Below are 7615 nucleotides of genomic sequence, written 5' to 3' on the forward strand. Positions count from 1 at the left end.
GGGTTTGAGCCGACGACCAAAATACCGTTGGTCTCAGGCTCGCGTACACCAAGTAGATTGCCGACCAGTTTTGCGCCAAGCCCCTGAATCATCACCGTACCAATAATGACCATAAATACCAGTGGTACGAGCAGCTCAACACCTTGAATATCATACTCTTGCAGGCGAATAGCAAACAGGGATGAGATAGCCGCGGCAACGATACCACGCGGCCCAATCCAGCTGATCATCAGCTTTTCATTGGTTTTAAGATTAGAGCCGATAGAGGATGCCCAAACGGATAAGGGACGCGCGATAAACATCACAATAGCGAGTAGCACTAGCCCTGCAAAACCAACGCTAAGCAAACTGGCAAGCTCGACACGCGCCGCCAAAATAATAAACAATACTGAGATAAGCAGGACGGTCAACGACTCATTAAATTCCAAAATCGTATCGCGTGGGAACTTGGGCCAATTGGCTAAGGCCACGCCCAGCACCGTCACGGTCAAGAGTCCAGACTCATGCTCTATATGGTTTGAGATTGAAAACAGTAATAATACGTAAGCTAGCGTAAAGACGTTACGCAAAAACTCAGGAATCATATGGCGACGCATCAAAAAGGCTAATAGCCAAGCGCCTGCCATACCGATCGCTGTCGCTAAAACGACGATTTTGGCAAATAGTAATATACTACTAGCCTCACCACCTGAGATGATGTACTCGTACACCAATACCACGGCGATTGCACCGATAGGGTCGATGATAATGCCTTCCCATTTAAGGATATTGGAGATAGTCTTGTTCGGGCGTACGCTGCGCAGTAGCGGCATAATAACCGTTGGCCCTGTCACGCAGACCAGTGCACCAAACAGTAGCGCAATCAAAGGGTCAACATCGAACAACAGATAAGTTGAGAGCGCAACGATGGCGATAGTGATGACCACGCCGACCGAGACTAGTAGCTGCACCACCGATCCATGTTGCTTGATCTCATCGAACTCCAAGGTCAAAGAGCCTTCAAATAAGATGATAGCGACGCCCAATGAAATAAAAGGGAACATCAGCTCGCCTAGTACCAAATCAGGATCAAAGTAGCCTAATACGGGACCTACGATAATACCTATCAATAATAAAAACAAAATGGACGGCTGCTTGAGATACCAAGCTAACCATTGGGCGGCGATGCCAAGCCCAACCACGCCAGATAACAATAGGGCGGTATCCATAAATTAATCCTTTTATAATCTTGTCTTATCACAGTCAACATTTGAGTGAGGTTATAGATAACCTTAAATGCTATAGTCATAAAGACAAAAAACTGCCTGTCACAAGTAGATACAAGCCGATACGGAAAAAATAATAAACAGAGTCAATAGTAGTCAAACGCCTACGATTGATAGCGGACATTGACTAGTATTAGCTCGCTAAGTAAATTCTTGGGTTTGTTATCATATCATGATTTTATTTTTTTTATGTTGAGCGTCTTTTACGCGCTATTATTGCCTGCTATCTAAACATGTTATAAAGTAAAACAATACTATACTGCCATGCGCCATCGCTTATTTGCACCTTTGAGCTATGGTTTTTTGGACTATAACTTTTAAGCAGTACCCTATAAAACAGTCTTACAACAACTATAAAAACCATCTATCAGGAGTCTCTTATGCCTATCACAACTTTGTCACCATCTGCTCGAACCTTTAGCGCCGCGCCCCAATCACGTCGTAAGCACTGGCTACCGCGTACCACTCTAGCGCTGGCTATGAGTATGACGGTATTGACGGGCATCAATGTGGCAGCGATAGCGGATGCTCATGCAGCAGTGACTACGGCTGATTTTTCTGACTTGGTACAACAAGTGACGCCAGGGGTTGCGCGCGTGAACGTCACCAAGACAGTCAGCGAAGCTGAGCTGGCACAAGCACAGACTGCTGAGCTGCTGCGTCAATTCTTTGGCGATCGCGTGCGCCTGCCGAATAGACCTGCCACCCCAGCTATAGAGCATGCTTATGGCACCGCCTTTTTTATCAGCGCTGATGGCTATATGCTCACCAACCACCATGTGGTCGAGGGCGCGGACAAGATAACAGTGACCCTTAATGATCGTACTGAGCTTGACGCTACACTAGTCGGTAGTGATGAGCGTTCGGATGTAGCGGTACTCAAAGTAGCAGGTACGCGGTTCCCAGCATTACCTATTGGCGACTCCAACACTATCAGGGTAGGAGAGCCGGTACTAGCTATTGGCTCGCCCTTTGGCTTTGATTATTCAGCTTCGGCAGGTATCGTTAGTGCCAAATCGCGCAGCTTTTCGCGTGAGACCAGCGTGCCGTTTATTCAAACGGATGTAGCACTCAATCCAGGTAACTCTGGCGGGCCGCTATTTAATCAGCGCGGCGAGGTCGTTGGGATCAACTCACGTATCTTTAGCGGTACGGGCGGCTACATGGGGCTGTCGTTCTCGATTCCTATGGATGCGGCGATGGATATCTATGAGCAGCTCAAACTAAATGGCGAGGTGGCAAGGGCTTATTTGGGTATCTACCCGCAAGATATCGATCGTAACTTGGCAGAGGCGTATAACCTATCTCGGCCACAAGGGGCGCTACTGACTCGTATATCTCCTGATTCTCCTGCACAAAAAGCGGGACTCAAGACGGGCGATATTATATTAAAGTTCAACGATACTGATATTATGCGCGCCTCAGATCTGCTCAATATGATCAATCGCGCGCGTCCTAATGAGACCTTTGCCGCGCAAATACAGCGCGATGGCAAACCGCTGATTGTAAATGGCACCTTTAGCCTAGCGCCAAGCGATGTACAAGCGCAGAGTCGAGATGGGCAAGATAACGAGATACGCCTAGGTCTGCGCCTGCGCAATTTGACGCCAGATGAGCAGGCAGAGCTCAAATCAAACGATAAAGCAGGTATTATCGTCACTGCTATCGATCCTACAGGACTTGCTGCGCGTTCAGGTCTTATGGCGGGTGATATGGTCACCAACTTGCATCAAAAATCTATTGCCAATGTGACAGACTTTACCGATGCCTTGTCCTCATTGCCCAAAAGTGGCGTGGTCACCATTGAAGTTATTCGTCAAGGTATTCCTGCCATTATCGGACTGCGTATCGAGTAATTGACCCTTTACTTTTGCGTAGCCTAGTGGCAATTGAGAGATGGTAGGCAAATCAAAATATGCTACACTAGCGCTCATTTATGATGATAAATAATCGAACAAGGCGAGCCACTTAACGCCCTGTTTTCGCTAATACAGCAGCTTTGGTGCTGCTAAAACACTCAAGCTAAAATACTTAAGCTAAAATACTATACAAAGGCGCAGTTATGAGTACAGCATACGACGATATGAAAACCCGATTACAAGGTTCCATGGTCGCCTTAGTCACGCCTATGATGCCCGGTGGTCAGGTAGATTATAAACGTCTGGCCGCGCTTATAGACTGGCAGATTGAGCAGGGCACGCATTGCTTGGTTGCGGTAGGTACTACAGGCGAGTCGGCCACTTTGTCTATGCAAGAGCACAGCGAAGTTATCCGCTATTTTGTGCAGCATGTCAAAGGCCGCGTCCCTGTCATAGCAGGTACGGGCGCGAACAATACTATGGAAGCCATCAAATTAACGCAAGATGCCAAAGATGCGGGCGCAGACTGTGCGCTTTTAGTTGCGCCTTATTACAATAAGCCGCCGCAAGAGGGTTTGTATCAGCATTATAAGGCTATCGCTGAGGCGGTCGACATGCCGCAAATGCTCTACAATGTTCCTGGGCGTACTGTCGTTGATATCAGTCAGGAGACTGTCGAGCGCTTAGCCGATATCGATAATATCGTTGCCATTAAGGATGCGACAGGCTCGGTCGGTCGCGGCGAGCAGCTCATAAAAACCGTTGGTTCGCGCTTGGTGGTGTTATCTGGCGATGATGGCACAGCGCTTGATCTCATGCACATGGGCGCCAAAGGTAATATCTCAGTTACCGCCAATGTCGCGCCAAAAGCCATGAGCGAAACCTTTAGTGCGGCACTGCGCGGTGATTTTGAGTCGGCGACTGCTACGCATGATGTGGTCAAGCACTTGCACCGCGACCTATTTATTGAGTCAAGCCCTATTCCTGCCAAGTATGCCCTGCACAAAATGGGCATGATAGAAAAAGGCATTCGCTTGCCGCTAGTGTGGCTTGCAGACCAGCATCACGCAACTATTGATAAAGCTTTGGTACAGGCTAACTTGATTTAAGCCTTTATCAAATACAACAGACCTTACAACAGAGATACTATGATGAAGACATCATTTACGACTTCAAAACCTCTTGCCGCTTTATTGGCGCTAGTGCTAGGTAGTACCGTGGTACTCAGCGGCTGTCAAACTGCCAAAGGCTGGTTGTCACAACGAGACAACGGTAGCTTAGAGTATCAAGATAGCCAAAAGCTTGCGCCATTGGAGCTACCAGTAGCTCAAAACACTGCAGCTTTTATACCTTTATATCCGACTCCTAGAGCGGGCGTAAATACGTTAACTTTAGAGAACGAAGCAGGCAAGCAGTATCAATTGCCAAAGCCTGAGCGTACTGTCGCTGTCGTGCCACAATAATTTTTTTATACGGTTTTTGTCAGTATCTAACAAGAGTATAAATCCTTTAGACATCGACAAAAAGCTGCTCGTATTACTACTTTAAGCGTGAACGAATAGGAAACCTAATCATGCAAAAGCAACAACTGCTCTATAAAGGCAAAGCCAAATCTGTATATGAAACTGATGATAGTGATCTACTGATCCTGCATTTTCGTGATGATACCTCAGCCTTTGATGGTGAGCGTATAGAGCAGTTGGCACGTAAGGGCGCAGTAAATAACCGTTTTAACGCTTTTATTATGCAAAAGCTTGATGAGGCAGGTATTGAGACTCATTTTAAAGAGCAATTATCGGATAACGAAGTATTGGTTAAGCGCCTAGATATGATACCAGTCGAGTGCGTGGTGCGTAACTTTGCTGCAGGCAGCCTAGTGCGCCGTTTGGGTGTTGAAGAAGGCCAAGCGCTCAATCCACCAACTTACGAGCTGTTTTATAAAGACGACGCGTTGGGCGATCCGATGGTCAATGAGTCGCTGTCAGTATCTCTTGGCTGGGCGTCTGATGCGCAGCTAGCTGCAATGAAGGAGCTTACGTATAAAGTTAATGAGGTACTCAAAGGGTTATTTGATGATGGCGACTTGATGCTCGTTGATTTTAAGTTAGAATTTGGCGTGTTCCATGACCGTATCGTCTTAGGTGATGAGTTCTCACCAGATGGCTGCCGCATCTGGGATAAAGCGACCAAGAAAAAGCTCGATAAAGATCGCTTCCGTCAATCGTTAGGTGATGTCATCGAAGGCTATGAAGAGGTCGCTAAGCGTATTGGAGTGCCAGCACTGTAAGCTAGACGCCATAGGTTATACGGATAAACTGGGCCATGTGCTCAGTTTTTTTATGCAAAAACTTACGCAATCCTTATCAAATAGGCACGATAAACGTATTAGGATATTTTTATAATAAAGCTCACCTGCGTCAGTAAAAGGTTTGCCTTTATGCCAAAAACCACAACATCCAAAGTTTTACCGCCTCTATGGTTTACTCGCCCGACCTGCGTCGTCGCTGCTGATCTGATCGGCAAAGTGCTATGCCGCACTCTAGTAGACAGCGATGGCACGCAAAAAACCTTGCGCATGCGTATCTCAGAGACAGAAGGCTATATTGGCGAGGCTGATGGTTCAGTCGCCGCTCACATCAAAAAAGATCAAGCCAAGCTCATGTATCAATCAGGTGGCGTCTTTTATGTCTATCTGACCTACGGCGTGCATCTTATGCTCAACCTAGTCACAGGGGCTGCTAACTCTCCTGAATCGGTGCTTATTCGGGCAGGGTTTTTGAGTGCTGAGAGTGACCGACTGGCTGATGAGCAAACACTTAGCGCTGACAAGCAGCTCACTCATCCCAAGCAATTTGCAGGTCCTGGTAAGCTGACTAAGCGTTTGCAGATTGATAAGTCGCTGTATGATAAGCCTATCGATCCTAATTCAGCGGTTTGGATTGAGGACGATGGTTGCGCGCCGCCAGTCTCACTGCGCCCGCGTATTGGCATTGATTATGCTGGAGAGGCCAAAGATTGGCTGCTGCGTTATGTCTGGACCGATCACCCCTCATTGTCTAAAAAGTAGTATTCACCAAAGCTGCTATAAAATAATAGCTTAAAGGAGAAACGCTTATGTATAAGCTCACCGTTTTTATTCCCAAAGAGGCGCTTGAGAGCGTCAAAGCTGCACTATTTGCGGCAGGTGCTGGTCGTATTGGCAACTATGAGCAGTGCTGCTGGCAAGTTAAGGGAGTAGGGCAGTTTATGCCGCTAGCAGGTAGTGATCCGCATATAGGCGCGCACGATAACTTGGCTCAGGTTGAGGAGTGGCGAGTTGAGATGGTCGTTGACAAAAAAGTGATTGATGAGGTTATCAATGCTCTAAAATCAGCGCACCCTTATGAGACCCCTGCCTATGATGTTATAGCAGTGCTTGATTTTTGATCGACAAAAAAAGGTCAAACAAACCTTAGAGTTTGTTTGACCAAAGCGAGCAAGCGTTACAACTGCAGTACATTGTCTTTGTTCATTTAGTCCTTTTTCAATTTGATGACGTCTAAATTTGGATAGCTCAGCTCAATCTCATAATCTTGCCCGCCGCGCCGCGCTTCAATCTCAAAAACACCACGATTTTTTTTACTCTCAAAGTCGATGTCTGTCACACGGTAGCCCATAGCGCGCACCTTGCGTATAGCGCGCTGCTTGATAGCAGGGTAACGGGCTTCTTGTTGTAGTCTATCGTCTTTATTGTTCTTATATTTTTTGCCTTTATTTTTGTTCTTGTTTTTATAGCGATTGTTGTCAGACTTATTTTTATCATTCTTCCAATTGTCTTTGACATCTCTTTTGTTAACGCTTAAGCGCTTTAAATCAGGGTAGCTATAGATAAAATCATAGAACTGGTTATTTTTTTTGGCATAGGCAACTAACACTTGACGACCACGGTAATTATCACGTTTGATATCCATGACAGTGTAGCCGCTGCGGCGCAAATCTTGCCTGAGCTGTTGGCTTGCGCGATTAACGCTGTTATCACGATAGATAGGCTGATTGTCGTAGCCAGATGTCACTGTACAGCCGACTGCTCCACCTAATATAACGGCTGATACTGCAGCGATAAGGCCTGATTTGATGATTGTGCGTGGGACAGCTACCATGAGATTACTCCAAGTAAAGTTATCATTTTTATGGATGTTAGAGTCATTATTAGAAGTACGGCTATGAAATATCTTCTTACATTTTTAGCATAGAGCGCATAACTTGATAGCAGATGTCATTACTGTTAATAAAATGTAAACCGCCTTAATAATATGTTCAAAATAAGTGCTAATGCGATGGGTTAGCATAATCCTTGTTAATCTAAGTGAAAATAGGTAAATTATTGTTTTGTATAATATTTTATAAGAGGTAAGTTTTATTTTTTTGCCAGTAAAAGTCACCTTGTAAGCATATGCTTACAAGCAATGACGTTAACACCTCTTAACAATATGATAACAATTTGGCATTATA

Annotated in this window: 8 protein-coding genes; 6 read left to right on the forward strand and 2 right to left on the reverse strand. The window is 45.8% G+C overall.

What is annotated here, in order from left to right; all coding sequences use genetic code 11:
* On the reverse strand, window positions 1-1208 hold a 1208-nt coding region (locus ACTXGO_RS07475), incomplete at its 3' end, for a cation:proton antiporter (protein WP_443573912.1).
* 536 nt (window positions 1209-1744) lie between these two features.
* On the opposite strand from ACTXGO_RS07475, the gene ACTXGO_RS07480 reads away from it, so the two are divergent.
* The 6 genes from ACTXGO_RS07480 (at window position 1745) to ACTXGO_RS07505 (ending at window position 6550) form a co-directional block, all read left to right on the forward strand.
* Complete coding sequence (locus ACTXGO_RS07480) at window positions 1745-3121, forward strand: Do family serine endopeptidase (protein ID WP_443573916.1); 1377 nt, start codon at window positions 1745-1747, stop codon at window positions 3119-3121.
* A gap of 206 nt (window positions 3122-3327) precedes the next feature.
* Complete coding sequence (gene dapA, locus ACTXGO_RS07485; protein ID WP_435950073.1) at window positions 3328-4233, forward strand: 4-hydroxy-tetrahydrodipicolinate synthase; 906 nt, start codon at window positions 3328-3330, stop codon at window positions 4231-4233.
* Between the two features lie 39 nt (window positions 4234-4272).
* The gene (locus ACTXGO_RS07490; protein ID WP_443541170.1) at window positions 4273-4587 is read left to right on the forward strand and encodes a hypothetical protein; all 315 of its coding nucleotides are present in this window, start codon (window positions 4273-4275) and stop codon (window positions 4585-4587) included.
* A 110-nt stretch (window positions 4588-4697) separates the two neighbouring features.
* Entirely contained in the window at window positions 4698-5411 is a 714-nt protein-coding gene (gene purC, locus ACTXGO_RS07495; protein ID WP_435950075.1) for a phosphoribosylaminoimidazolesuccinocarboxamide synthase, read from the forward strand.
* 150 nt (window positions 5412-5561) lie between these two features.
* On the forward strand, window positions 5562-6191 hold the full coding sequence (locus ACTXGO_RS07500; protein ID WP_435950076.1) for a DNA-3-methyladenine glycosylase: 630 nt from the start codon (window positions 5562-5564) through the stop codon (window positions 6189-6191).
* A gap of 47 nt (window positions 6192-6238) precedes the next feature.
* Complete coding sequence (locus ACTXGO_RS07505; protein ID WP_443541168.1) at window positions 6239-6550, forward strand: YqfO family protein; 312 nt, start codon at window positions 6239-6241, stop codon at window positions 6548-6550.
* Between the two features lie 86 nt (window positions 6551-6636).
* Here the strand turns inward: ACTXGO_RS07505 and ACTXGO_RS07510 are convergent, their stop codons facing one another.
* A complete protein-coding gene (locus ACTXGO_RS07510) occupies window positions 6637-7263 on the reverse strand; it encodes a hypothetical protein (protein ID WP_443573914.1) in 627 nt (208 codons plus the stop codon).
* Window positions 7264-7615 lie beyond the last annotated feature (352 nt).

The organism is Psychrobacter sp. T6-1, from assembly GCF_052258445.1.

Coding starts and splice junctions, on each gene's coding strand:
- purC (WP_435950075.1), top strand. CDS start 4,698: ATGCAAAAGCAACAACTGCTCTATAAAGGCAAAGCCAAATCTGTATAT.
- ACTXGO_RS07510 (WP_443573914.1), bottom strand. CDS start 7,263: ATGGTAGCTGTCCCACGCACAATCATCAAATCAGGCCTTATCGCTGCA.
- ACTXGO_RS07500 (WP_435950076.1), top strand. CDS start 5,562: ATGCCAAAAACCACAACATCCAAAGTTTTACCGCCTCTATGGTTTACT.
- dapA (WP_435950073.1), top strand. CDS start 3,328: ATGAGTACAGCATACGACGATATGAAAACCCGATTACAAGGTTCCATG.
- ACTXGO_RS07505 (WP_443541168.1), top strand. CDS start 6,239: ATGTATAAGCTCACCGTTTTTATTCCCAAAGAGGCGCTTGAGAGCGTC.
- ACTXGO_RS07480 (WP_443573916.1), top strand. CDS start 1,745: ATGAGTATGACGGTATTGACGGGCATCAATGTGGCAGCGATAGCGGAT.
- ACTXGO_RS07490 (WP_443541170.1), top strand. CDS start 4,273: ATGATGAAGACATCATTTACGACTTCAAAACCTCTTGCCGCTTTATTG.